This window comes from Paenibacillus sp. FSL K6-1230, assembly GCF_038002385.1.
Classification (GTDB): Bacteria; Bacillota; Bacilli; order Paenibacillales; family Paenibacillaceae; genus Paenibacillus; species Paenibacillus massiliensis.
Genome location: NZ_JBBOCK010000001.1, coordinates 3,811,926 through 3,836,809, shown reverse-complemented (window position 1 = coordinate 3,836,809; position 24,884 = coordinate 3,811,926). Strand labels below are relative to the sequence as shown.

Sequence of the window (24,884 nt, the reverse complement as noted above, 5' to 3'; positions counted from 1 at the left end):
TAGTGCATTACGGGTGTCGTCCTTATAGGGCGGCACCTGTTTTAATAATGGGACATCAGTGCCTACGAAAATGTTGCTTTTTATGCTTTTCCCTGTCTGTACGGATATTGTGGGACGTTTTTTAAGCAGAGGTTCTTGTATTGGCGCCTGAATTCGTCTAATATTAAAGACAGGATGTCTTTAGGTTATACCAAGACAGAGGGGGGAAGAATGTGACTTCATCTGATTTGCAAGAGCAGCTACACCTGAAAGCAATCAGTCTTCTTCAGGAAGATGCGGATAAAATACAGAAGCTTATTGAAGTACAGATGGAGAATCTGGCTACCCGTTACTGCCCTCTCTATGAGGAAGTTCTGGATACCCAAATGTATGGTTTTTCCAAGGAGGTAGACTTTGCTGTTCGTGCAGGACTTCTTCCAGAGCATGCGGGCAAACAGTTGGTGAGCAAGCTGGAACGCAATTTGGCTCTTCTGTATGAAGCAATGAACAACAAAGAGGAGTAGCTTTGTAGCTGCTGAAGCGATACAGGAGCATGCAGATCATACCTGCATGCTTTTTTTGAGGTCCTAGCTCCAGACTATAAAAAAAGGCGGTTCTCTGTTTCTAGAGAGCCGCCTTTTTTAAGATGCAATTGAACGGCGATGGACGTTTTTTTTATTCGTAGCAGGCAGGCCAGCTTCAGCTTATGAGAAGAGTGGCTCTCCTCTTTATACCAGATAAAAGGATACACCCAGAATGAAGTAGACAGCCAGTAGCATCAGTCCCTCATACCAGTTAGTCGATCCATCCTGCGTGATGGATTTGGCAATGAATACAGATACCCCGATGGCAACGAGCTCAATGGTGGTGAACACAATATCCATGGTATTTCCCATGAAATAACTAATGAAGATCAGGACGGGTGCCACAAATAAAGCAATTTGCAGGCTGCTACCGACAGCAATCTCGACAGATGCACCGATCTTATTCTTCATGGCGAGCATGATGGCTGCGCTATGCTCCGCTGCATTCCCGATGATCGCCACCAGGAAGGCCCCCACAAATAATTCACTCAAGCCAAACTGTGTGGTGAACGTCTCCAGTGTACCTACCAGCCATTCACTGACGAAGGCAACCATAATCGTGGCAATGACCAGATAGATAATGGAGGTTCGCTTGCTCCAGGCAGGAGCGTGCTCATGTGGGAGCTCCTCATCCTTCTGATCCGTTACATCCGATAAATAATCCTTATGAGTAATCATCGAGAAGAGCAGCCAGGCAAGATAGGCCACAATTAACACACCTGCTACGATTAGGCTGAGGGTGTCGGTGTCTTGATCAGTAATGGAGTGAGTCTTCAGAAATACAGCCGGAATGAACAGCGAAATGACCGCCACCACCATCAGAGAGCCACTAAGTCCAGCCAGTGAAACGTTGTAATTCTGAACCTTGTGCTTCAAGCCACCTGCGAACAGGCTAGCACCAAGCACGAGCAGCAGGTTGCCGATGATCGAGCCTGTGAGGCTTGCTTTTACCATATCATACAGACCTTCACGAATCAGGAAGATGGCAATAATCAATTCGGCAGCATTCCCGAAGGTGGCATTCAGAAATCCTCCCAGCCGCTGGCCTGCATAGTGGGCTACACTTTCGGTTGCTTTGCCAAGGAAGCCCGCTACCAGGATTACAGATGCGGCAGACAGGATAAACTGGATAATGGGGCTCCATCCTGCGTAATGACCAATAGCGCTCAGCAGGAAAAATACAATGAGAAGAATGGAATACAACGGCTTGGACATGTTGTGTACACCTCGTTTATATAGATGAGTCTTTCATATGTAAATCCTTGCTCAATTAATATAACCAGAACGACATAAAAGATAAACGATGTATGACACTGTATCCACGTAAAGGCTGTACGGGGATAGGCTCTCCAAATATTCACAAAGAGATGCATAACAGGGTTTGCATTTGCAGTGGGGAAGGATTTACAATACGAGTATGAAGGTGAAGGGGGATGTGTGGCATGGCAGAACAACTGCAATTAGAGAGCGGAAGTATCCGAGTATCCAACGATGTCGTCGCCAAGATCGCAGGACTTGCTGCGCTGGAGACGCCTGGCATTGCTGCAATGTCGGGAGGATTGTCTGATGGATGGGCGAAAAGATTAAGCGGCAAAAATGTTCAAAAAGGCGTGACTGTTGAAGTTGGTCAGCTGGAAGCCGCCATTGATCTCCGCATCATGGTTCTCTATGAAACACCGATCCACGAGGTCTGCCGTATGCTCCAGCAGAATGTACGGGAAGCGGTTGAGACCATGACGGGCCTCAAGGTTGTTGAGGTTAACGTCAAGGTGGAAGGCGTAGTATTCAACAAGGAAGATGAACTCTAATTGGCATACAGTGTTCCTGATTTGTGAATCGGGGTGTATGTTCCAAGGGCTACATGATAGCACCAACCAGTAAACGAGACATTATAATTGATGTAACATTGCATGCTGGGTTGCAAAAAAGACTGACGGATTATTAATCCGTCAGTCTTTTTGTGGAGAAATGTGTACTCAGCGGCTCAGCGTGAACGATTAGCGCGCTTACGCTCGAACGGTGTTGAAGGGGTCTGAGTTCGTATCTGAACTCCGGTCGTCCGTTCTTGTATGCTCTGCCTGGAATTCTCCCGGGAAATGCTAAGCATGATTCCCATAGATAGCATCATGACAAGCAATGATGACCCCCCATAGCTGATGAACGGCAAAGTAACACCTGTCATCGGGATGGTCTGGGTAACACCGCCGATGTTAATGAAGGCTTGAATCGCAATCAGTCCCATTATACCTGTGCCGACAAGGGTGCCGAACGAATCATGGCAACGCAAGGCCACAAGCATACCTCGCCAGATGAAGTATAGATATAAGAGCAGAAACACCGTAGTTCCAATAAAGCCAAGCTCTTCACCGATGACCGAGAAGATGAAGTCATTAAATGGATTTGGGAGATAGTGCAGCTTGACGATACCTTGTCCAAATCCAGAGCCTGTCACGCCACCCTCACCGATGGCTCTTAGCGATTGCAGCAAATTATAGCCTGAGCCCTGTTGGTCTTTTTTCGGGTCAAGGAAGGCTTCGATCCGTCCCACCTTATAATTAGTGCCACCGCCCGGCTGATCGTTGGGAGTCAGCGAGCTAAGGAGTGACCCGGCTCCAAACACGATTCCTGCCCCTAGAACGAACAACAGTACAGAGCCTACAATATGCTTGAGACTGGCTCCGCCCGTATAGATAATCAGGCCACAGGTTGCTACCAGTATGAAGCAAGACCCTAAATCCGGCTGGAGCATAATCAGACCGGCCACGAAGCCAACAATAACCATTACAGGTATGTACCCCGTACGCAAATCTCGAAATTTCTCACCTTTCTTGGCGATTAATGCCGATAGGTAAAGGATAATTGAGATTTTGGCAAGCTCAGTAGGCTGTATGCCGAACAATCCCAGGTTGAACCAGCTCTTGGCCCCATTCAGCTTGCTCATGAACAATACCAGTATTAGTAGAAGAACAGTAACGAAGAATAAAGGTACAAATAGCTTCTTGTATTTCTCCATTCGGATGTTCATGGCAACAAGCATTACGAAAAGGCCTAACACAGCAAATCCTGCCTGGCGCTTTGCAAAATAGAGTGCATCGTTGTTGTATTTTTCGCTCAGAAGGGCAACGCTCGAACTGGAACTGAATACCATGATTACGCCGAAACCGACCAGCAGTAATGTCAGTATTAGCAGTTGGAAATCGGGCGTACCTCTACGTCGCACCGGTTTCGTTTGTGTCATCTTAGCTACCCCTTGGTGAACGCCTCGACTTACTTGCCGAGCGCTCATGTATTCTTTACCATCATAGTATTTTTGGGGGGCTTCTGCAAGCGTATTAAGGCTAGTCTGCCTGTGCGCAATCAGGTTGTGCTGTCTAGGTATCAGAAGCTTGAATGTTCTGGTACAATAGGATGAAAGAAAAGCTGCCAAGGAGCGGCGCGCATGAACATACATATAGTGCAAGGAAGAGTGGATCAAGGAGGAACGTAGCATGACGGAACTAGCGGGCTTTGAGGGTTTGCAGGAGCAGATGGTCAGTTGGCGAAGACATTTGCACAGACATCCTGAGGTGTCTTTTCACGAAAGCAGGACAGCAGCCTTTGTGGCAACACATCTGCAGGAGTGGGGGATTGAAGTACGCGAGCATGTTGGAGGACATGGGGTCATCGGGATTATTCGCGGGGATCGACCAGGTCCTGTCGTGATGCTTCGAGCCGATATGGATGCTCTGCCGATTCAGGATGAGAAGGATTGCGAGTACCGTTCAACCGTAGACGGAGCTATGCATGCATGTGGACATGATGGGCACACAGCTATGCTGCTGGGAACGGCTCGTTACTTCGCACAGCATCGTCATGAGCTGGCAGGCGAGATCCGCTGCCTGTTTCAGCCTGCCGAGGAGTTGCTTCCTGGCGGGGCACTTCAGGTCATCAAGGATGGTGCGCTGGACGGTGTAGATGCTATCTACGGAATTCATCTGTGGACTCCGTTATCTAAGGGAACGGTGGCCAGCTGCGCAGGGGCTATGATGGCGGCGGCGGATGATTTTTATATCGATATTCATGGAAAAGGCGGTCATGGCGGCATGCCTCAGCACACGAATGATACGGTAGTCGCCGGAGCAGCACTCGTCATGCAGCTTCAAAGCATCGTCAGTCGTTCCATTGATCCGCTGCAGCCTGGAGTGCTGACCATCGGTACGATTCAGGGCGGTGCTGCGCAAAATGTAATTGCTGAGCGCTGTCAGCTGAGCGGAACGGTGCGGACGTTCGATGAGCATACTCGAGCCTTGATGAAAGAAAGGCTGCATAGCCTAACAGAGCAGATCACAGCAGCTTATAATACAAAGGCTGAAATTAAATATATTATGGGCTATCCGCCAGTAGTAAATAATAAAGAAGAAGCTGCGCGCTTCTTCCACGAGGCCACGTCCATATTTGGTGCAGAGCAGGTGCAGGAGACACCCAAGATTATGCCTGCCGAGGATTTTGCTTATTATTTACAGCAGTTGCCCGGCTGCTTCATGTTTGTTGGAGCAGGTAACCCGGACAAGGGGGCTTCTTTTCCGCATCATCATCCCAAGTTCGATTTTGATGAGGATGTCATGCTGAGCGGGGTCCGGCTGTTCATAGCGATGGCTACAAGCTTTGCAAGAGAGTATATTCATAAGCACGAATGACTTCATGATCAAATGGATACGCTACTGAACGAAAGGAGGGTATCCCTTATGAAGAAAATTCAAGAAGTAATGACCAAGGATTGTGTAACAGCGACGCCGAACGATGATATTTTTGAGGTGGCTGTGAAGATGCGTGATCATGATACCGGATTTATTCCTGTCGTCGACAGTGATGCAGGACGCCGATTGGTAGGTGTGGTGACAGACCGAGATCTGGTCATCCGTGGTTATGCAGACAAGCATCCCGGCTCTGCAAGCGTAGAACGCGTAATGACTACTGGAATTCGCACTGCCTCTCAGGACATGACAGTAGATGAAGCTGCGGAGCTCATGGCGGATCAAGCGATACGCCGTGTTCCCGTTACAGAGGGAGACCGTCTGATTGGCATTGTCTCTATTGGTGACCTGGCAGTCCGTGATATTTTTGCGGATAATGCAGGAGAAGCATTGAGTAAAATTTCGGAGCAGCATTTCCATTAAGGACAAATGTACCCATCATCACACATGCGGTAGCCACGGAAGTTCAACCTGATGCTCAGGTTGGGCTTCTTGTTTATGAACGGCTGTTCCGCAAGCTGTGTTTGGATGCATGACTTCTTATGTTGGTTAATTTATGGTCAATATTTTATTGCTCACAGGAGGTACATATGAGGGAGGATAAGCCTTGCATCGTGCAGCGTGACTTCACAGTATTGCTTGAGATGGGGCTATCGACATCAGATGAGGCACGAAGTCAGCTACAGGTCTACGCTGAGCTTGTCAAAAGCCCTGTTACGTTCCATACATACCGGATCACTCCGTTGTCTCTATGGCACGCAGCATCTATGGGGTGGACAGCTGACAGGGTCCTTGAAAGTCTAAATGCCTTCTCCAGATGGGAGATTCCCATATTGCTGCAGGAGGACATCAGGAATTACATATCACGGTATGGGCAGTTGATATTGAAGCAGGGAGTTTCGGGAGAGATACTGCTGCAATGTAATGATCCGAAGATATACAGCTTCATCAAGGAGTGTCAGGGCCTGGAGCGTTATGAGCTAGAGTGGTCTAGCTCGGATTCATCAAGTCCTTCTGGTACGTCCTGTGCAATTGTCCCCTTGCAATATCGTGGGCTGCTGAAGCAAGAGCTTACACGTCTCGGGTATCCTGTTCAGGATCTGGTGGGGTACCACGAGGGGACCAGTCTTTCTTTTCAACTGGGTGGGGAAGGAGGAGCGCTTGAGCTCAGAGACTATCAGAAGCAAGCTGCAGAAGCTTTCGCTGGAACGGGTGGTGCCGGAGGTAACGGTGTGTTGGTTCTTCCCTGTGGTGCAGGAAAGACCGTGATCGGGATGGCGGTGCTAGAACGACTGCAATGTGAAGCGCTCATATTAACTTCGAACACGACCTCGGTACGACAGTGGATGGATGAATTGAAGAACAAGACGGATATTCCGAGTGATCAGATCGGTGAGTATTCTGGGCAACGAAAGCAGGTCCGTCCTGTAACTGTAGCGACTTATCAGATTCTTACGCACCGTCGCTCCAAGGCAGCTGCATTTGAGCATATGAAGCTGCTCAGTGAACGGGATTGGGGATTGATTATTTATGATGAGGTGCATTTGCTCCCAGCTCCAGTATTCCGTGCTACCGCGGACATTCAGGCCACCAGAAGATTAGGATTGACAGCTACTCTCGTACGGGAGGATGGCTGCGAACGCGACGTCTTCTCGCTTGTCGGTCCCAAACGCTATGACATGCCGTGGAAGCAGTTGGAGGCACAAGGCTGGATTGCCAAGGTGGAGTGTGTGGAAGTTCGTATTCCGATGACGGAGCCATGTGCCCAGCAGTATATCCTGGCAGAAGGTAAGGATCGTTACAGAATTGCTGCCGAGAATCCAGCCAAGCTGGACATGGTAAGGGCATTACTAAAGCAGCATGCTGGCAAACCAGCCATCGTCATTGGGCAGTACCTTGACCAGCTTAAGGCATTGTCCAGAGAGCTTGGAGCACCTCTCATTAGCGGGTCCATGGCGCAGTCTGAACGTGTTAGGCTGTTCGAAGCCTTCCGTACAGGGGAGCTGAATACCATTATTGTCTCGAAGGTGGCGAATTTTGCTGTGGATTTACCAGACGCCGCTCTGGCGATTGAAGTGTCGGGTAGCTATGGCTCCAGACAAGAGGAAGCCCAGCGATTAGGGCGCATTTTGCGTCCCAAGGCGGATGATAACCGTGCTTATTTCTATGCACTTGTCACAGCAGATAGCAAGGAGAGTGAATTTGCGGCTCGTAGACAGCTCTTTTTGATCGAGCAGGGCTATGAATATGCTATACATCATGATAGTCGAAAGGAGGCATAGACATGCGACAGAATGACCCTGCAGCCCAGCCAGCAGCAGAAGCTGCTTGTACGGAACGGGAGAAGGCTGTACTCATGGCATGCTTCCGTGCATTTGCAGGGCAGCCTATGAATGAACGGGACCCGCTGCTCTGCATGAAAGGACGACTGAGCGGAGCCGAGACTAGAGCGGCAATTGTAGGGTTGCGGCGCAAGGGATGGCTCAAGGCGGTGATTAAGACGTGGGGAGAGCGACTGCTCTATATTCCTGCTGAACGACTTGAAATGCTCTATGCTGCGATGCTTCAGCGGGAGGAGTCTACCATCCAACGGACAGTTCAGCCAGAAATGGTCATTGCGGAAGCGACGGAGGCTGTTGTCTATCGTCTGCTTCACGTGCTAGCTCGCATGACACCTGATGGCGTGCCTTTAACTGCCAAGGGGACGGTCCATAAGCGTGTGCTCGGCAAGCTGGCAGAGATGTCTCCATTTAAGCCAGATGGTCTGCAAGGATTGGGGCTTCAATACGCGCATCAGGAGCTATATCCTGTACATACTGCCGTACTTCTGGATGTGTTACTCAGCCTGGGGCTGCTGGACAAGAAGACGGGTGCTTATGAGTTGGATGAGCGTAGACTGGCAAGCTGGCTTCGATTGACGGCGGGAGAGGCAGAGAAGCAGCTCATGATTGTCGTGATGGAGCGTTATGGTGCAGCTGACGCTATCATGGAGCATATTCGACAGCTATTACAGACGGATAGCTTCACAGATGGTCAGTGGTATGCTTGGCCTCCTTTGGAGAAATGGATGAGCAAGGTAGGCCTTCACCAGAATGGAGCAGAGTTGCTTACAGACAAGGCAAAGCAATGGATGCTGGCTCTAGCTGATTTTGGCTTCATGGATGTGGGGATAACAGCTGATGGCGATTTGGCGTTTCGCTGGCGCCATACAATCGGTCACAGGTATGAAGAAGTCTCATCCGCGAAAACAGATCGGGGGAGCTTCTTTATTCAGCCAGATTTTGAGGTGCTGGTGCCACCGGAGGTTGGACTGCATACTCGTTGGCGGTTGGAATGCTGTGCTGAGCCAATTAGCTATGGTGCGATGTGCGTTTATCGACTGAGTAGAGACCGAATAGCGGAAGCCATTGAAGGCGGCATGACCTCTTCTGGTCTGATGTCATTCCTGAGGGGTTACAGTGCAACTGAACTTCCACAAAACGTGGAGCTGGCTATCGAGCAATGGACAGCTGCTGTAGCGCGAACCTCACTAGAGATCGTCACTCTACTGCGCTGTCAATCGCTAGATGATGCAGAACGAGCTGCCGCTGATCCAGAGCTAAGCAAGGTCATGCAAAGGCTTGGGGAGCTGGACTTTATTGTGCCCGCAGGAGAGCAGGAGCGAGTGCGCAGTAGACTGGCTAGTATCGGGTTGGCTCCTCGTCGTGCTTTACAGGGAGAAGATACTTCTGCACAGCTGATCCCGCTGCTCACAGAGCTTGAGGATGATGACTATGGAGTGTTGATTCATGAAGTGGGAGCGGACGAAACGCAAGCTCGAGCCTTCTCGCCAGGATCGCGTTCGGGGCTAGTGTATACTGGGCGGACGCTGCATTACTACGAGGCCGATACCATCCTTCCAGAGTTAGAGAGAGACTATACGGGCTTGGAGGCTGTCCCCGTATCCTGGTATAAGGAGTGGCGGAGCTATCATGCTTCCACAGCTAGAGCGCTGCTGGAGCAGGCTATTCGTTGGGACTGCGCAGTCGGCTTGGAGACTGCTACGGGAAGGCAGGAGTGGCTGCCAGAAGCGATCACAGGGGGGAGCGATTGGAGAGTAACAGGGATGTTTCGTACAGCCGAGTTATCTGAACAATTGTCCAACTCATGCTTACCAGGTTCAGAAGAACAAGCTATGACCGCAATGCCTTCCAGCCTCGCTGTGCTGTCTCCGGCAGATTGGAAAGAAATGAAGCTGCTATTGCCTCTTTGACCCGTGAAAAGCTCTTCTGCATATTAGACGGATGTGATATGATGAAGGAGGCTACAGCCAAGCTGTAGAAATAAGGCATAGAAGCGAGATGAATATTCATGGACGTAGTTGAACTGGATTCGGTGAACCTGACCGACGTGCTGATATACGCCTATGAATTAGGCGATATGATTAATGAATCCACCGAAGTGGCGGATTATCTATACTGGAAGCAACGTGTGGAGATGAACCCGGACATTGCTGAATGGGTGCGCAAGCTGGAGCAGAAGAAGGAGCTCTTTCAGGAGACAGAGCGCTTTGGCCATTTCCATCCGAATTATCATGCTGCCAGAGAAGAAGTACAGAAGGTTGAAGAGCAGCTCGAACGGTTCGAAGAGGTTGCCCGCTTTAAAGAGGCCGAGAAGGCACTAGACAAGCTCCTGCATGAAATGTCGGAGATGATTGCTTATTCGGTATCGGATACGATTAAGGTTCCCGGCAACGACCCCTTGCCTAAGGGAGGCGGCTGCGGCAGCGGAGGTAAATGCTCATGTGGTTAAGGTCCTGCGCTACGGCGCAGGATTCACCCTGACACGAGGAGAGGAGGACAAGCATGTTTGCCGAACGGACAGGCTATATTATCTGGGTGAGCGATGTCAAGGCAGCCCGAAATCTTGAGAAATACGGAAGTGTGCACTACATATCCAAGCGTCTTCACTATGTAGTGATGTATATGAATGCCGATCGAGCTGAGGACACGCTCAAAAACATTCGCAGGCTGTCCTATGTACGCAAGGTCGAACGCTCCTTCCGCAATGAGATCAAGACCGAGTACAGCAAGTCTACGGATGAGACCAGCTTTTACGGAATGTAATGGTGGCATCTTTCAGAAACAGCCTTCGGGCTGTTTTTTATTTGGGTAATTTACTGCATAACCACGAAGCTTGAACCACCTTTTGCCGTCGAAATAAGGCGATCAGTCCCGTTTTTTTATGCAAATTGAGAATTTTTGGCTTGTGAAACCGGGACTTATGATGTAATATATTGGTTAGACAATTAGATAGAAAGACCTATCTAGTGGGGGGGATAACCCATTCGTGACAAATTAATGCAACGTTGGAGTACATATGAGCCATTTTTCATCGCGGTAAGCGACAAAAAGGTAGCAGATATTGTGATTACGAACCATGCCAAGATGCGTTACTCAGATCGCTTAGTCAGTGGCGAGCATGATGTGGATCATATTGCCCGTTGGTTATGGGAGTGTCTGAAGCAGGGCAGAATGACTGCCTATTACCGCAATGAGCAGGATGTATTTCTAATCGATAAGGATATTGTCGTAGTTGTGGAATTTGCTGAGTTGCCAGGAGAAGTAGATATCGCAGGTAACCCGCTCCACAAGATGATTATTGTGACCTTTTTGGGACGGATGTCGGAGACGATCGAGCTGAGGGATTTGAAGTCCTATTATTCCTGGCTGCGTCATTCCCGGCGTATGACCTTGATCAAGAACAATCGTAAGCGCAGATAGTAAGAGCCGAAGAACAGCATTCTGCATGTCTACTTAGCAGCACACAGTGGACTTGCGTGATGCATGTTCTTTTTTTAGCTTATATGAGCAATTAAGTCTTTGCGCGCAGTATGAAAAGGATTGTTTTTTTGTGATAGGGTCTCTTTTTCAGGTACAATAGAACACACAGGAAGGAGCGGTAGCTTTGAATTTTCATCAGCTTCAGATTTTCTATACCGTAGCCCAGCGAGGAAGCTTCTCGGCTGCAGCTCAGGCGTTGCATATGACCCAGCCAGCCGTCACTATGCAGATCCAGTCCTTAGAGGAGCATTTCGGAACCAAGCTGCTGGAGCGCTCCAGCAAGAGGATTGAACTAACCGAGGCAGGGAGAACGCTGCTGCCCTACGCCAGAAAAAGCATTGACCTCTTGCGGGAGGCTGACGAGTCCATGTCGAACTTCACAAGCATGCTGGAGGGACGTTTGCTGCTTGGAGCTAGTCTGACTATTGGCGAATATGTACTTCCTCGTCTGCTTGGATCCTTCGGACAGGAGTTCCCGCATATTCGCATTGTTATGAAGGTTATGAACACAACACAGATCATGGATGATATCCTGAAAAACCAGCTGAACTTCGGATTGATTGAGGCTCCGGTCCAGCATGCGGATATCGCTGTAGAGCCGATTATGAAGGATGAGTTGAAGCTAATTGTACCATCCCGACATCCGTTAGCTGAGCTGGAGATTGTCTGTCTGGAGGAGGTGCTTGCGTATCCGTTCGTATTGCGTGAGCAGGGCTCAGGAACGAGACAGGTGATGGAAGAGGAGCTGGCTCGGCATCAGATTGAACCCACCAGACTGGACATTATCATGGAGCTTGGCAGTACGGGTGCGGTCAAATCGGCTGTTGAGGCGGGGCTAGGGGTCACTTTCTTGTCTCCTTCCTCTGTAAAGCATGAAGTGGCACTTGGGCTGCTCAAGGTAATTGAAATCTCGAATATCTCCTTCCAGCGCCAATTCTACGTGATTCATCACAAATCCATGCTGCTCCCGATTCCAGCAGTGACGTTCCTATCTTATTTGCGGCGCCAATCCGGAATCCAGCGTGAGCAGCAGCATCAGCCCACAGGAGGTGTAATTACCGATGGCAGCTAATATTGTGGATACTGGACATGAGTTGCATTCCAGTGGTCGCTATGATCTGCATACACACACCCGTGCTTCTGACGGGATGAACACACCAGCAGAGCAGATCAGAAGGGCGAAGGTCAAGGGACTGCAGGGGGTGGCCATCACGGATCATGATACCGTATCGGGTATCCAGGAGGCACTTGAGGCCGGAACGGAGCACGGGGTGACGGTCATTCCGGGCGTTGAGATCAGTACGCGAGCGAAAGGAAAAGACATCCACGTGCTTGGTTATTTTGTAGATTACCTGGACCCATTGCTGCTTCAGCGCTTGCAAGAGCTACGGGAGACTCGAGGGCAGCGGAATCAACGGATCGTGGAGAAGCTACGCGAGCTTGGTGTGGAGCTCACGATGGACGAAGTCATTGCACAGCTCGGCAGGCCGCTGGAGCCGGACGAAAGCATCGGACGGCCGCATATTGCAGATGCACTTGTTCACAAGGGATACGCAAGCGATATGCGCGATGCGTTTGACCGCTATTTGACCGAAGGAGCTGCGGCCTATGTGTCAGTACCACGTGTAAGTCCGGGACAAGCTTGTGACTGGATTCGGGCTGCTGGTGGCGTGCCGGTGTTGGCACACCCGGGGCTCTATGCGGATGACGCATTGGTAGAGGCATTACTGGAAGAACACAGGCCTATTGGTATCGAAGTGTATCATGCGGATCATGACACGGCTGCCGAGGAGCGATATGCCAGAATGGCAGAGCAGTACGGCCTGATCCCGACAGCTGGCTCGGACTACCATGGGGAGCGCCAGGGTGTTGTATTCCATGGGGATCTGGGCAGTAGGACCGTGGCTGCGGATATTATCGAGCAATTGCGCCAGCATAAGCGGTCTGGGTCTGATTAGCGTTAGTTCAGTTATCGCAAAAGTAGATAAGAATAATGAAACACATAAAAAGGAACTCCTGAAGCCATAGCTCAGGAGTTCCCTTTTATCATAGGTAGCCTCAGTTCAGAATTACATTTGCTTCAATCGAACCGGTAATTGCTTGATGGTCTGCTCATCGGGTGTGATGAACAGGGTGCGCTGATTATCGTAGATGACGAAGCCGGGCTTGGCACCACTAGGCTTCTTGACATGACGAATGAGTGTATAGTCTACGGGAACGCTGCTGGATTGCTTGGCTTGACTGTAGTAGGCGGCGAGCTGCGCAGCTTCCTCCAGAGTAGCCTCCCCATACTGCTCCGCCCGGATGACGACATGGGACCCCGGAATATCCTTCGTATGCAGCCAGGTGTCGTTTGGACCTGCGAGCCTATTCGTGACATATTCATTTTGCAGATTGTTCTTGCCGACATACAGGTCAATGCCTTCTGAAGAGGTAAACAGATGCAGCGTAGGGCGATCTGTTTTTTTCTTCTTCTTGCCTTTCTTGGCGCGATCCCTCAGATAGCCCTGCTGAATCAGCTCCTCACGGATTTCGTCGATATCACTCATGGAGGCATGAGCCAGCTGCTGCAAGAGGTTATCCATATATCGAATTTCCTCATGTGTCTTCGCAAGCTGCTCGTGAATGACAGCAAGACTGTTTTTGTACTTGTTATATTTCTTAAAATAACGCTGTGCGTTATCAGAAGGCGTCAGCAGCGGGTCCAGATCGATGGTGAGCTCAGTCTGCTCCTCATCGTAATAGTTAATCAATGTGACCTTCTTGTCTCCCTTGCTAAGCTGATGCAAGGAGGCGAATAGCAGCTCACCATATATGCGATACTGATCGGCATCCTCAGCCTCTTCGAGATCCTTGTTCAGATGGTCTAGCTTCTTGATGTTTTTGTTCCGCTCGTTCTGTAGGAATCTCAGCAGATCACTAACCTTCTGCTTGACGGAATCCCGCTCCGCCTTCTCACCATAGAAATCCTCCATGCAGGCGCTGATGGACTCGAATGGATGCTCCTCTGTCAGCGTAAGTCGTATGGCGGAGAAGACCATTTTGTCCGAACCATGCAGCAGTCCCGAGACAGGGGTGAAGTGACGCTCACGTACCTGTTCCATCATATCACTAAAGGCTTGCCACAGTTGCTCTGGTGCTACAAATGCAGATGTGGTCGTACCGGCAGAAGATCCGCGATCCTCACCCAACGTGTGCTCCGCAGAAGACTCGCTTGCAGGCGGGGTAACAGCTGGAGTAGTGGTTGATTGCTGACCCGGCAAGTCTGAGGCTCGAAGGACAATCTCGGAAGCGACAAGTGGGCTAATTCCTGTAAAAGCATTCACAATCCACCGGGCAGCCTCTTCCTCCTGCTGCTCCCGGCGTGCTTGCAGAAATCCTGCTTCACCGATAGCTAAAGGGTCCAATTTATGCTGCTGTGGAGGCTCTACATAGGCAAAGCCCGGCATGATAACACGATAGCTGCTGATGGCTGGAGTAACATGGTGAATCCCGTCCAGAATGGTGCCTGTGGCTGGGTCCACCAACACAATGTTACTGTGTCGACCCATAAGTTCAATGATTAGCCTTTTGGAGGACATGTCCCCAAGCTCATCTCGTTGCCGGATATCTATGTGTATAATACGCTCCATGCCAATCTGGCGAATCTGCTCGATGAAGCCACCCTCACAATGCTTGCGAAGCAGCATGCAGAACATGGGTGCCTCAGGCGGATTGGTAAATGTGCGGTCAGTCAGATGCACACGCGGATAAGTCGGATTAGCCGAGAGAAGCAAACGATCATTGCCCCGATTCACCCGCAAATTCAACACAATATCCCGTTCATTGGGCTGGTATATCTTATGAATACGTGCTCCTATGTAGCTCTGTAGCTCGGCAACCAGTGCACGTGTAACGATTCCATCTAATGCCATTGTCAATTCTCCTGTCTTCAATCATGAGATCTCACACTATCATACACTAGCATCTTGCATAATTCGATTAATACCACTATATAGGGCAATATTTAGACGAATAGAAGCAATTCGATCTATACATAGAGGATTGGATATCGTTTGACGGATTTATGCAAAATGCTCACATAAGATTCTATCATACATAGGCGTTTGGCATAAACCAGTGGACATGATGCAGAAATGCATCTCGACATCATCAAGGCAGCCTTGTGATATTTTGGATCCTGTCCGAATAGATTAGTTTTAGGAGTCTGTCCGACCCTTCGAAGCATAGTTGGAGTGTGTACCGAGCTAGTTTGCGCCTAGGGCTTATCTAGTTATGGACTTGCTGGGGGCTCGCTGGCTGGGGTCCAGACCAATGGCGCCATAGGTAAGGAGTAGCTTCAACGGTTAGAGAAGGAGCAGTGCTTGTGCTGATCAGCAGGTGGTCAGATGGGGAAACGACTGGTACATCAGGCTCCGGCAGAGGGCCGGGGCCCGGATTATTAGACCGGGAGGGAACAGGAGACGATGAATCATACGGGGTGGCATCAGTTAGATGTCGGGGAGTTACAAGAGCAGCTTCAAGTGGATCTGAAGAGTGGAATACAGCATGAAGAAGCAGCGCTCAGAAGAAAGGAAGTGGGCTGGAACGAACTCAGCGAGGGCAAGAAGATCTCGCCGATTACTCTGCTGCTGAATCAGTTCAAGGATTTTATGGTATTGGTGCTGATGGGGGCCACCATTATCTCGGGCCTGCTAGGTGAATATCTGGATGCAATTACGATTATCGCCATTATTGTGTTAAATGGACTACTCGGCTTCGTACAGGAGTTCAGAGCAGAGCGATCCTTGCGAGCGTTGAAGCAGCTGTCTGCCCCATCTGCGAAGGTGCTGCGGGAGGGACAAGTGCATCATGTTCCTGCCAGGGAGCTGGTACCGGGTGATATCATCCTTTTGGAAAGTGGTGACCGAGTTCCTGCTGACGTGCGCCTGCTGGAGACGAACAGCTTTGATGTAGAGGAGTCTGCATTGACCGGAGAATCGGTGCCTGCAAGCAAGAGCAGTCAGCTAATTGCCGCGGAGGAGGTTCCACTAGGGGATCTGAAGAACATAAGCTTCATGGGAACGATGGTGACGCGAGGTACAGCCAAAGGGGTCGTTATTCGTACAGGCATGTCTACGGAGATGGGGAAGATCGCCGATCTGATCCAAAATACGGAGGCACAAGAGACACCACTTCAGCACAGGCTAGAGCAGCTCGGTAAAATCCTTATTGGTGTCGCTCTCGCTCTAACCGTAGTCGTGGTAGTAGCCGGGATTCTGCATGGACAGCCTGCCATTGGCATGTTCCTGGCCGGGGTGAGTCTGGCAGTAGCAGCGATTCCGGAGGGACTTCCGGCGATCGTCACCATCGCACTTGCGCTGGGAGTCCAGCGCATGATCAAGCGCAAGGCGATTGTGCGCAAGCTTCCTTCGGTAGAAACACTAGGATGCGCCTCGATCATCTGTTCAGATAAAACAGGCACGCTTACTCAAAATAAAATGACGGTGACCAAGCTATGGCTTGGCGGGAACCCGCTTACGGTAAGCGGTGAAGGCTACGATCCTGCCGGGCATATTATGCGCGAGGACAGACCTGTGCACCTGCAGCGTGAGCCTGCCCTACAGTTCCTGCTGAAAGGAGCGGCCTTATGTAACAATGCCGAGATTGTTCAGGTACCTTTGGATTCCCAACGTGGCAAGAAAAAGGACAAGGAGCAGGATTCGCTAGTCTGGGATCTGAAGGGAGATCCTACAGAGGGAGCGCTCATTACGGTTGCTGCCAAAGGAGGCATCACCCGTTCTTCGCTTGAGGAATCCTTCAGCCGGGAGCAGGAATTCCCCTTCGATTCTGAGCGCAAGCGGATGTCTGTACTGGTTCGCGATGAGGGTGGGAGTCGCTCCTTGTATTGTAAGGGGGCTCCTGATGTGCTGCTGGAGCGCTGCTCCTATATTTTATGGAATGGACAGAAGACTCCTCTTACGGGGACCTTGCGCTCCATGGTGATGAAGGCAAATGAAGAGATGGCATCGCAGGCACTGCGTGTCCTTGGCATTGCTTATCGTGATGTAAGATTGCAGGAGGAGCTTGCGGATGCGGAGGAAGCGGAGACACAGCTCATCTTCGTGGGTCTGACAGGTATGATTGATCCTCCGCGCCGTGAGGCTAGAGATGCCATAGCGAAGTGCAAGCGTGCAGGCATTCGTACGGTCATGATCACTGGAGATCACGGGACGACGGCACATGCCATTGCGCAGCAGCTTGGTATTATGGGACGATCTTCGCAGGTGCTGACAGGGCACCAGCTGAGCGGCATGAGTGATGATGAGTTGGATAAGGCCGTGGATCAGGTGTCTGTATATGCAAGGGTATCTCCTGAGCACAAGCTCAGAATTGTCAAGTCACTACAGCGCAACAATCATATTGTCGCCATGACCGGTGATGGTGTGAACGACGCACCAGCCATCAAGGCTGCGGATATCGGAATTGCGATGGGTGTGACCGGAACGGATGTGACAAAAGAGGCGGCATCACTGGTGCTGTCAGACGATAATTTCTCCACCATCGTTGCAGCCATTGAGGAAGGGCGCAATATATATGAGAATATCCGCAAATTCATTCGTTACTTGCTAGCTTCCAATGTAGGAGAGATTCTGACGATGTTTTTCGCGGTGATGGCGGGACTGCCGTTGCCGTTGCTACCCATCCAGATTCTGTGGGTCAATCTTGTGACGGATGGCTTGCCTGCAATGGCGCTGGGCGTGGATCAGCCGGAGAAGGATTTAATGGAGCACAAGCCTAGAGGGGCCAAGGAGAATATCTTTGCACGTCGACTGGGGTGGAAAATTATCAGTCGCGGGTTGCTCATCGGGTTGTGTACGCTCGGTGCATTCTGGGTAACTCTTCGAATTGCTCCCGAGAACCCGGCACAGCTTGCTCTTGCCCAGTCCGTGGCATTTGCTACCCTAGTACTCGCACAGTTGATTCATGTCTTTGACTGCCGAAGCTCCCGCTCGATCTTTCATCGGAATCCGTTCCAAAATAAATATCTCGTGCTGGCTGTCCTGTCATCCATCGTGCTGATGCTCATAGTAATGTACACCGAGTCATTGCAGCCGATCTTCAAAACGGTTCCGCTTGGCTTGAGAGAATGGGCACTGTGTATCGTAGCTGCAGGGATTCCTACCTTCCTTATGGGCATAGGAAGTGTCTGGGGTGGACGACGCAATCAAAGAATGCGTAGTGCCAGCGGTTATACGGGACGCGATCTGCGAACCCCGATCTAAACTAGTCGTTATAATATTGCATCAAATATGGGATACGCCATGGGCCGACGGCTCATGGCGTATTGGTCTAGAGTTCAGTAACCTAGAACATGATGTAGAATAAAGTGAATAGCAAATAGTAGACACTAAAAGTAGAAAGCAGCAGACAGTTCCCCACACCTTACTATCGTGCTATGATAGCGATATATATACGATGGGGAGTTGTTCTTCCATCCGTACTTAAAGTCGGACAGCACCGTTGTGAAGGAGTGGAAGAAAGTGAATTTTACAAAAATGCATGGCTTAGGAAATGATTTTATAGTGATCTATGGAGAGCAGGAGCTTCCTAAGCACGCAGCAGAGCTGGCTCAACGTTTGTGCCATCGCCATTTTGGGATCGGAGCGGATGGTATTGTATATATACTGCCCTCCGAGCAAGCGGACTTCAGGATGCGGATCATTAATTCCGATGGGTCAGAGGCGGAGCAATGCGGCAATGCCATACGCTGTGTGGCGAAGTACGTGTACGATCAAGGCCATACCGAGAAGCAAGAGCTTACGGTAGAGACGCGCGGAGCAGGAGTCCAGCATGTCAAGCTTACTGTTGTGGACGGGCAGGTGGATCAGGTTCGTGTAGACATGGGGGCTCCAGTCTTCCACGGATTAAGCATCCCGATGACCCTGGATATGGAGCAGATCAAAAATGTGCCCGTCGAGGTAGAGGGGCATACCTTTCATATTACAGGTGTATCCATGGGGAACCCGCATGCGGTGATTTTTGTGGAGGATGCTCCAGACTTTGATCTGCATCGCTGGGGGCCGCTGCTGGAGTCTCATGAGTTGTTCCCGAATCGGACCAATGTGGAATTTGTCACCGTACGAGATCGTTCTCGTCTGGATATGCGGGTATGGGAGCGTGGTGCAGGGCCCACACTGGCTTGCGGTACAGGAGCGTGTGCGACATTGGTAGCTGCTGTAATGAATGGTTATGCTGATCGGGAAGCACTGGTCAGTCTGGCTGGTGGTGATCTGCATATTGAATGGAGCACGGACAATGATCGTGTATATATGACGGGCCCTGCTACCATTGTATATCATGGGAATATATAACAGATAATAGCAGTATAAAGGCAAAAGGAGGCTGAATCGGCCTTCTTTTCTTGTAATCTTCGAAGAATTCCGGGCAACATTTTGTTCAGTTGTTTCGTACATAGATTTAGTGGGTGAAAAGATTAAGTAGATTCAAGGGTACATCCTTGGGTAATTCAGCAAGGGAGGTCATGAGATGGGCAAACGGACATGGGTTACAGCATCCCTGGCTGCAATTATGCTGCTGGCGGCGGTGCCTGGCCAGGTAACAGAAAGCGTTGTGCAGGCATCCGAGGTCGGTGATAACGGAACGGAGAAAAAGCTGGGTTCCTTGACGACTACGGTCACGAATAGCCTGAAGAAAGCTGTGGCAGAGCTGACAGACGAGCCTTTTACCTTTGAGAGTGTCTCGGATATGGGATCAACGTGGCTGGTTGAAGGGCAACTGAATAATGAAACAGCTATGCTTCAGGTTGAATATAGCAAGATCAAGAATCGGGTAGAGTCCACGATTATCAGATATAAGATCTCGACAGTGGATAAGGTGCTGGATGCCTCGCTAAGACAAAAGGTGAAGAGCAGCGCCCATGACTTCAATCCTGCAGAGCCTTTGGAGTTCGAAGCCTTTTGGCGTGTGAAGTCACCTTATCAGGACAACAATCCGAAGGATTACTGGGTATTCTGGGGCTCAGGAGAGCGAGCCTCGTCGCTGTATGTAGATGTAGCTAGTGACAACAGAATTACAATGACGGCTGACTATCCTGTGAGTAAGGTGGCCAAGACGCTGCTAGATCGCGGAAAGCAGGCCGTTCAGGAGCTGAGCGGAAGCAAGGTGAACTTTCAGTATGCCACCAGATTCAGAGATGAGGGCAGTGGTAGCTCCTACTGGGTACTGAAGGATGCCAACGAGATTAACAGTGTCAGAATTGGCTCCAAGACAGGTAGACTTTATGAGGCAGCTACGTTTCAGGTGGATTGGCAGAATGCCTCAGAGTTTGACAAGGTTTTTGCTGAACCGAAATACACTCCGGCTCAGGCTATAACGAAAGCTTCACCAGCTGCGAAGAAGCTCTTCAATATGGATCTCTCGGGCTACAGCGTGAGTGTCAAGGCCAATGAGTATACATTTACACGCAAAGGACAAGCAACTCTCGTTGGTAAGATCAATAAGAAAGGCGTATTCTACGAGCTGGCTCTAAGCCCGGTGAATGGCAAGCTACAATAAATGAGTCACATACTCAGACAGTCGATGAATTAGGCAATATTATAGGGGACAACACAGTCAAGAGGACAGGGATATTTCGGACAATACCGAAGCGATCTCGGTCCTTTTTCACTTCGATGTCTTATGTTTGCTGTCGGTTTGTGATACATTAGTATGAAACAACGTGACAGGGTGGAGTGAAGGCATGAGAGGGGATTTGAGAACAGCTTGGAACCGCGGTGCGCTAGTTGGGGATGGGGCTATGGGAACCTACTTGTACCAGCTTGGTGTGCCGGTAGGCAGCTCCTGTGAGGAATTGAACATCAGCTCACCAGAGGTTATAGCGGATGTTCATCGCCGCTATGTAGCAGCAGGTGCTCAGGTTCTGGAGAGCAACACCTTTTCAGCGAATCGATATAAGCTTGCCAGATATGGTCTGGAGAGCAGTGTGGTTGAGATTAACCGCGCAGGAATCCGATTGGCCCGCGAGGCGGCGGGACAGGAGAATTATGTGCTAGGTGCTGTAGGCTCAATTCGCGGCGCGAAACGCCCCGATATCACGAATCAGGAGCTACAGTATAACTATGAGCAGCAGATCGAGGCCATGCTCGCCGAGGGTGTGGATGGACTGCTCATGGAGACATTCTACGAGCTTGAGGAAATGAGAATTGCGCTTGCGAGCGCTCGTAAATATACCAATCTGCCAGTTGTGTGCCAATTCGGTGTAGATCAGATCGGTCGTACTACGGATGGCTACAGTATTCGTCAGGCTTTTTCCATCCTGAAGCAGGAGGGGGCCGATGTACTCGGCTTCAACTGTCATTCCGGACCCAAAGGTATCATGAGCGTTCTGGAGACGCTGGATGGACCACTGGAGATCCCGATGTCCGTCTATCCAAATGCAGGGTTGGCAGATTATGTGGACGGACAATATATCTACGGTGCTACACCTGAATATATGGCAGAATGTGCAATAACATTTGCAGAGCAGGGTGCACGCATAATCGGAGGCTGCTGCGGAACAACACCTGATCATATTCGCGCGGTGGCAGGCGCCCTTAAGAGCTACACGGCTCCGCTACTAGCAACAGAGCCGAAGCTGCTGACTATTACGGTGGATGAGCTCGCTCAGGTTGAGCCGGAATCAAACAAGGTCACGGATTCCGAGCAGATCATTCCCCCAGGAGGGCCTTCGCTTGTTGAGCTGGTGAAGGAACGCCATACTGTAATCGTAGAGCTAGATCCACCGAGAGATCTGGATATTCGCAAATTCATGCTGGGAGCCAAGGCGCTGAAGGCAGCTGGAGTGGATGCTCTGACGATGGCAGATAACTCACTAGCTGTGACTCGAATGAGCAATATGGCGCTTGGTCAGCTTGTCCAGACGGAAGTAGGAGTACGTCCCCTGATCCACATCGCCTGTAGGGATCGTAACCTGATTGGTACGCAATCGCATATGATGGGCTTCGATGCCTTAGGCATTGACCATGTGCTTGCCGTTACGGGTGACCCTGCGCGCTTCGGTGATCTTCCGGGTTCAAGCTCCGTATATGACATGACTTCCTTTGAGATCATTCGTATGATCAAGCAGTTGAATGACGGCGTTGCCTTCTCAGGTAATCCTCTTAAGCAAAAGGCCAAATTTGTGGTCGGAGCAGCGTTTAATCCGAACGTAAAGCATTTGAATAAGGCTGTGCAGCGTCTTGAAAAGAAAATAACTGCAGGTGCGGATTACATTATGACACAGCCTGTCTATGACAGAGAGCTGATTGTCCAGATCAAAGAGGAGACGAAGCATCTGGAGGTGCCGATCTTCCTTGGCATTATGCCGCTGGCTAGTGGAAGGAATGCCGAATACTTGCACAATGAGGTACCAGGCATTCAATTGTCTGAGGAGGTCCGCCAGCGTATGTCAGGACTGGAGGGCAGCGAGGGTAGGGCGATGGGAGTTCAGATCGCCAAGGAGCTGCTGGACACCGCTCTGGAGCACTTTAACGGCATCTACTTCATGACACCATTTATGTTCTATGAAATGACTGCTGAGCTGACTGACTATGTATGGCAAAAAACAGGTGCCCGTCCGGCCCCCTTGTCTCGTCCATAATAATCAATTACAATAGAATAATGGATGTGATGCCGATGTCATTAAGTATGACCGGATACGGTCAAGCCGTCCTCAATTATGGAGGCTACAAGGTACGCTTCGAGGTCAAATCCGTCAATCATCGCTATTGCGAGGTGTCGTTGCGGATTCCGAAGGAATGGACCCGGTTTGAAGACGGCTTGAGAAAAGAGGTGCAACAGCACGTCAAGCGCGGAAGAATCGATGTATTCATTCAACGCGAGCGGGAAGAGGAACAGACACGGCCTGTTCGACTGAACCACGTGGCTGTTGAGGCCTATCTGCAGGCTTCCAGAGAGCTGGCCAGCCGCTACGGCATGGAAGGGCAACTTGGTATTAGCGATCTATTGGCTCTGCCGGATATATTCACTTCTGCTGAAGGTCAGGACGCAGAGCAGGATGATGCAGCCTGGAGCCAACTTCTGCTCGAGGGTCTCAGAGAGGCTTGTCTCGGGCTGGTGGCGATGCGACGCAGGGAAGGCGAGTATCTGGTACGTGACCTGCAGTCCCGTATTGCGCGTCTGGAGGGACTGCATGCCGAGATTGCCGAACTTTCTCTGACGGTGGTGGCGGACTACAGGATCAAGCTGCGGCAGAGGCTTGCAGAGCTGCAGGATGGTTCCTTTTCGCTGGATGAGCACAGATTAGGCATGGAGATTGCGTTATTTGCCGATCGCTGTAACATTGATGAAGAGCTGACCCGGCTGCAAAGCCATTTTGGTCAATGCAAGGGACTTCTGTCATCGGACGAGCCCGCTGGCCGTAAATTGGATTTCTTAATTCAAGAAATGAACAGGGAAGTGAACACCATCGGGTCCAAGGCGAATCATCTGGAATTGGTCACCCGGGTTGTGGAATTAAAGGCGGAGCTTGAGAAGATTCGTGAACAAGCTGCGAATATTGAGTAGCTTCCTGCAGGCTTGTCGGCTACAGTCACTTGTATAGGGGGAAAATCCGGATTATGGCTATTAAATTGATCAATATCGGCTTTGGTAACATTGTGTCGGCTAATCGCATCATCTCGATCGTAAGCCCGGAATCGGCGCCGATCAAGCGCATTATCCAGGAGGCCAGAGATCGGCATATGCTGATTGATGCGACTTATGGACGTCGTACCAGAGCGGTAATTATTACAGACAGTGACCATGTCATTTTGTCTGCGGTGCAGCCGGAGACGGTTGCCCATCGTTTATCCACCAAAGATGATGACAATGATGAATAAAATGGAGTGTAATATGGCTAAGGGACTATTGATTGTATTATCCGGCCCGTCAGGGGTTGGCAAAGGAACGGTAGGCAACGCACTTCGGAAGCGACTTCCGGAGCTGACGTATTCCGTATCGGCGACGACTCGCTCGCCACGCTTGGGTGAGGAGGACGGAGTCAACTATTTCTTCAAGACCCGCGAAGAGTTCGAGTCCATGATCTTGAATGGTCAGTTGCTTGAGCATGCTGAGTATGTTGGGAACTGTTATGGCACACCGCGTGCTTTCGTGGAAGAGACATTGAATCAGGGCAAGGATATCTTCTTGGAGATTGAAGTGCAGGGAGCCTTGCAGGTGAAGGAAAGCTTCCCTGAGGGGATATTTGTATTCCTGCTGCCACCATCGCTGGATGAGCTCAAGGACCGCATCCGTGGAAGAGGTACAGAGAACTCAGCGGTCATTGATCACCGCATGTCCGTAGCTGTGGATGAGATGAATCTGATCCGGCATTACGATTATGCTGTGGTAAATGACGAGATTGAATTGGCCTGCAAGCGGATTGAATCCATTATCACTGCCGAGCATTGCAAAGTACGTCTGTAACAAGCTGTAGCAAGCTGCAAATAGCAGCAAAATACTTTTAACCATGAAGAGGTGTACTATCATGTTGTATCCGTCCATTGATGAAATGATGAATAAAGTTGACAGTAAATACTCACTGGTCGTAGCGGCTTCACGTCGTGCGCGTCTGCTGCGTGAGGGAGAGAAATCAGAGCTGAAGCAACCGAAATCCCACAAGTACGTGGGTGTGGCGCTTGAAGAGATCTACAATGATCATGTGCGGGTAGAGCGTACCGAGGACTAGAAGGCTTTTAAATACAGATAAAGAAATCGGCGTTCAG

General features: G+C 50.3%; 22 protein-coding genes. 19 read left to right on the top strand and 3 right to left on the bottom strand.

Features of this window, described 5'->3' with window-relative positions:
* Window positions 1-212 precede the first annotated feature (212 nt).
* Complete coding sequence (locus MKX74_RS16930) at window positions 213-503, top strand: YlaN family protein (protein ID WP_018887527.1); 291 nt, start codon at window positions 213-215, stop codon at window positions 501-503.
* Window positions 504-707: 204 nt separating this feature from the next.
* On the opposite strand, the gene cax is transcribed toward MKX74_RS16930, so the two are convergent.
* Window positions 708-1,778, bottom strand: coding sequence for a calcium/proton exchanger (gene cax / locus MKX74_RS16925; RefSeq protein WP_341179190.1), 1,071 nt, complete (start codon window positions 1,776-1,778; stop codon window positions 708-710).
* 227 nt (window positions 1,779-2,005) lie between these two features.
* Between cax and MKX74_RS16920 the strand changes: the two genes are divergently transcribed.
* Complete coding sequence (locus tag MKX74_RS16920; RefSeq protein ID WP_018887529.1) at window positions 2,006-2,371, top strand: Asp23/Gls24 family envelope stress response protein; 366 nt, start codon at window positions 2,006-2,008, stop codon at window positions 2,369-2,371.
* 176 nt (window positions 2,372-2,547) lie between these two features.
* On the opposite strand, the gene ftsW is transcribed toward MKX74_RS16920, so the two are convergent.
* Entirely contained in the window at window positions 2,548-3,801 is a 1,254-nt protein-coding gene (ftsW, locus tag MKX74_RS16915) for a putative lipid II flippase FtsW (protein ID WP_341179189.1), read from the bottom strand.
* Window positions 3,802-4,051: 250 nt separating this feature from the next.
* On the opposite strand from ftsW, the gene MKX74_RS16910 reads away from it, so the two are divergent.
* The 9 genes from MKX74_RS16910 (at window position 4,052) to MKX74_RS16870 (ending at window position 13,076) form a co-directional block, all read left to right on the top strand.
* A complete protein-coding gene (locus tag MKX74_RS16910) occupies window positions 4,052-5,239 on the top strand; it encodes a M20 metallopeptidase family protein (RefSeq protein WP_341179188.1) in 1,188 nt (395 codons plus the stop codon).
* Window positions 5,240-5,287: 48 nt separating this feature from the next.
* Complete coding sequence (locus tag MKX74_RS16905) at window positions 5,288-5,719, top strand: CBS domain-containing protein (protein ID WP_018887532.1); 432 nt, start codon at window positions 5,288-5,290, stop codon at window positions 5,717-5,719.
* Between the two features lie 167 nt (window positions 5,720-5,886).
* Complete coding sequence (locus MKX74_RS16900) at window positions 5,887-7,578, top strand: DNA repair helicase XPB (RefSeq protein ID WP_341179187.1); 1,692 nt, start codon at window positions 5,887-5,889, stop codon at window positions 7,576-7,578.
* Between the two features lie 2 nt (window positions 7,579-7,580).
* Window positions 7,581-9,548, top strand: a complete 1,968-nt coding sequence (locus MKX74_RS16895; protein WP_341179186.1) for a helicase-associated domain-containing protein — start codon at window positions 7,581-7,583, stop codon at window positions 9,546-9,548.
* A gap of 98 nt (window positions 9,549-9,646) precedes the next feature.
* A complete protein-coding gene (locus MKX74_RS16890) occupies window positions 9,647-10,087 on the top strand; it encodes a YlbF family regulator (protein ID WP_018887535.1) in 441 nt (146 codons plus the stop codon).
* Window positions 10,088-10,140: 53 nt separating this feature from the next.
* The gene (locus tag MKX74_RS16885) at window positions 10,141-10,401 is read left to right on the top strand and encodes a YlbG family protein (RefSeq protein WP_018887536.1); all 261 of its coding nucleotides are present in this window, start codon (window positions 10,141-10,143) and stop codon (window positions 10,399-10,401) included.
* A gap of 219 nt (window positions 10,402-10,620) precedes the next feature.
* Window positions 10,621-11,058, top strand: a complete 438-nt coding sequence (locus tag MKX74_RS16880; protein ID WP_025678487.1) for a hypothetical protein — start codon at window positions 10,621-10,623, stop codon at window positions 11,056-11,058.
* 184 nt (window positions 11,059-11,242) lie between these two features.
* Window positions 11,243-12,190 (top strand): selenium metabolism-associated LysR family transcriptional regulator, encoded by a 948-nt coding sequence (locus tag MKX74_RS16875; RefSeq protein ID WP_018887539.1) that lies wholly within the window; start codon window positions 11,243-11,245, stop codon window positions 12,188-12,190.
* On the top strand, window positions 12,180-13,076 hold the full coding sequence (locus MKX74_RS16870; RefSeq protein WP_341179185.1) for a PHP domain-containing protein: 897 nt from the start codon (window positions 12,180-12,182) through the stop codon (window positions 13,074-13,076). Before MKX74_RS16875 ends, MKX74_RS16870 begins: the two co-directional genes overlap by 11 nt.
* Window positions 13,077-13,187: 111 nt before the next feature.
* On the opposite strand, the gene MKX74_RS16865 is transcribed toward MKX74_RS16870, so the two are convergent.
* Complete coding sequence (locus MKX74_RS16865) at window positions 13,188-15,032, bottom strand: Rqc2 family fibronectin-binding protein (protein WP_018887541.1); 1,845 nt, start codon at window positions 15,030-15,032, stop codon at window positions 13,188-13,190.
* A 552-nt stretch (window positions 15,033-15,584) separates the two neighbouring features.
* Between MKX74_RS16865 and MKX74_RS16860 the strand changes: the two genes are divergently transcribed.
* The 8 genes from MKX74_RS16860 (at window position 15,585) to rpoZ (ending at window position 24,847) form a co-directional block, all read left to right on the top strand.
* Window positions 15,585-18,383, top strand: a complete 2,799-nt coding sequence (locus MKX74_RS16860; protein ID WP_018887542.1) for a calcium-translocating P-type ATPase, SERCA-type — start codon at window positions 15,585-15,587, stop codon at window positions 18,381-18,383.
* Between the two features lie 258 nt (window positions 18,384-18,641).
* Window positions 18,642-19,472: a diaminopimelate epimerase gene (gene dapF, locus MKX74_RS16855; RefSeq protein ID WP_018887543.1), complete on the top strand. Its 831-nt coding sequence runs from the start codon at window positions 18,642-18,644 to the stop codon at window positions 19,470-19,472.
* 175 nt (window positions 19,473-19,647) lie between these two features.
* A complete protein-coding gene (locus tag MKX74_RS16850; protein WP_018887544.1) occupies window positions 19,648-20,676 on the top strand; it encodes a hypothetical protein in 1,029 nt (342 codons plus the stop codon).
* Window positions 20,677-20,860: 184 nt separating this feature from the next.
* Complete coding sequence (locus MKX74_RS16845; RefSeq protein WP_341179184.1) at window positions 20,861-22,759, top strand: bifunctional homocysteine S-methyltransferase/methylenetetrahydrofolate reductase; 1,899 nt, start codon at window positions 20,861-20,863, stop codon at window positions 22,757-22,759.
* A 35-nt stretch (window positions 22,760-22,794) separates the two neighbouring features.
* Window positions 22,795-23,685 (top strand): YicC/YloC family endoribonuclease, encoded by an 891-nt coding sequence (locus MKX74_RS16840; protein WP_018887546.1) that lies wholly within the window; start codon window positions 22,795-22,797, stop codon window positions 23,683-23,685.
* A gap of 53 nt (window positions 23,686-23,738) precedes the next feature.
* Entirely contained in the window at window positions 23,739-23,999 is a 261-nt protein-coding gene (gene remA / locus MKX74_RS16835; RefSeq protein ID WP_005548256.1) for an extracellular matrix/biofilm regulator RemA, read from the top strand.
* 13 nt (window positions 24,000-24,012) lie between these two features.
* Window positions 24,013-24,585 (top strand): guanylate kinase, encoded by a 573-nt coding sequence (gene gmk / locus MKX74_RS16830; protein ID WP_018887547.1) that lies wholly within the window; start codon window positions 24,013-24,015, stop codon window positions 24,583-24,585.
* A 61-nt stretch (window positions 24,586-24,646) separates the two neighbouring features.
* A complete protein-coding gene (gene rpoZ, locus MKX74_RS16825; protein WP_018887548.1) occupies window positions 24,647-24,847 on the top strand; it encodes a DNA-directed RNA polymerase subunit omega in 201 nt (66 codons plus the stop codon).
* The last annotated feature ends 37 nt before the right edge of the window (window positions 24,848-24,884 follow it).

Excerpts from the sequence above, each read along its gene's own strand:
- cax (WP_341179190.1), bottom strand. The coding sequence starts at position 1,778 with ATGTCCAAGCCGTTGTATTCCATTCTTCTCATTGTATTTTTCCTGCTG.
- MKX74_RS16920 (WP_018887529.1), top strand. The coding sequence starts at position 2,006 with ATGGCAGAACAACTGCAATTAGAGAGCGGAAGTATCCGAGTATCCAAC.
- ftsW (WP_341179189.1), bottom strand. The coding sequence starts at position 3,801 with ATGACACAAACGAAACCGGTGCGACGTAGAGGTACGCCCGATTTCCAA.
- MKX74_RS16910 (WP_341179188.1), top strand. The coding sequence starts at position 4,052 with ATGACGGAACTAGCGGGCTTTGAGGGTTTGCAGGAGCAGATGGTCAGT.
- MKX74_RS16905 (WP_018887532.1), top strand. The coding sequence starts at position 5,288 with ATGAAGAAAATTCAAGAAGTAATGACCAAGGATTGTGTAACAGCGACG.
- MKX74_RS16900 (WP_341179187.1), top strand. The coding sequence starts at position 5,887 with ATGAGGGAGGATAAGCCTTGCATCGTGCAGCGTGACTTCACAGTATTG.
- MKX74_RS16895 (WP_341179186.1), top strand. The coding sequence starts at position 7,581 with ATGCGACAGAATGACCCTGCAGCCCAGCCAGCAGCAGAAGCTGCTTGT.
- MKX74_RS16890 (WP_018887535.1), top strand. The coding sequence starts at position 9,647 with ATGGACGTAGTTGAACTGGATTCGGTGAACCTGACCGACGTGCTGATA.
- MKX74_RS16885 (WP_018887536.1), top strand. The coding sequence starts at position 10,141 with ATGTTTGCCGAACGGACAGGCTATATTATCTGGGTGAGCGATGTCAAG.
- MKX74_RS16870 (WP_341179185.1), top strand. The coding sequence starts at position 12,180 with ATGGCAGCTAATATTGTGGATACTGGACATGAGTTGCATTCCAGTGGT.
- MKX74_RS16865 (WP_018887541.1), bottom strand. The coding sequence starts at position 15,032 with ATGGCATTAGATGGAATCGTTACACGTGCACTGGTTGCCGAGCTACAG.
- MKX74_RS16860 (WP_018887542.1), top strand. The coding sequence starts at position 15,585 with ATGAATCATACGGGGTGGCATCAGTTAGATGTCGGGGAGTTACAAGAG.
- MKX74_RS16850 (WP_018887544.1), top strand. The coding sequence starts at position 19,648 with ATGGGCAAACGGACATGGGTTACAGCATCCCTGGCTGCAATTATGCTG.
- MKX74_RS16845 (WP_341179184.1), top strand. The coding sequence starts at position 20,861 with ATGAGAGGGGATTTGAGAACAGCTTGGAACCGCGGTGCGCTAGTTGGG.
- MKX74_RS16840 (WP_018887546.1), top strand. The coding sequence starts at position 22,795 with ATGTCATTAAGTATGACCGGATACGGTCAAGCCGTCCTCAATTATGGA.
- remA (WP_005548256.1), top strand. The coding sequence starts at position 23,739 with ATGGCTATTAAATTGATCAATATCGGCTTTGGTAACATTGTGTCGGCT.
- gmk (WP_018887547.1), top strand. The coding sequence starts at position 24,013 with ATGGCTAAGGGACTATTGATTGTATTATCCGGCCCGTCAGGGGTTGGC.
- rpoZ (WP_018887548.1), top strand. The coding sequence starts at position 24,647 with ATGTTGTATCCGTCCATTGATGAAATGATGAATAAAGTTGACAGTAAA.